The sequence below is a fragment of the Ruminococcus sp. AM43-6 genome (genome assembly GCF_003461785.1).
In the GTDB taxonomy this organism is placed as follows: domain Bacteria; phylum Bacillota; class Clostridia; order Oscillospirales; family Ruminococcaceae; genus Hominimerdicola; species Hominimerdicola aceti.
Genome location: NZ_QTXU01000092.1, coordinates 278 through 555 on the forward strand (window position 1 = coordinate 278; position 278 = coordinate 555).

Consider the following 278-nt stretch of genomic DNA (forward strand, 5'->3'; position numbering starts at 1 on the left):
GAGACTTGCGGTGCAACTGAAAGCAAGAGCTTATCAGCTAAGGGCCATACAGAAGTTGTTGACAAGGCAATCCCTGCCACCTGCACAACAGACGGCAAAACCGAGGGTTCACATTGCTCAGTTTGTGGTGCGGTAATAAAGGCTCAGGATACAATAAAGGCAACAGGCCATAAGTTTGGCAATTGGACAACCACAAAATCAGCTACCTGCACAGAAAGCGGTACACAGATCAGAAAATGTGAGACTTGCGGTGCAACTGAAAGCAAGAGCTTATCAGC

1 protein-coding gene is annotated in these 278 nt (G+C 47.5%); it reads left to right on the plus strand.

Annotated features, from left to right (window positions below; all coding sequences use genetic code 11):
- On the plus strand, window positions 1–278 hold a 278-nt coding region (locus DW938_RS14595), incomplete at both ends, for a hypothetical protein (protein ID WP_207660723.1).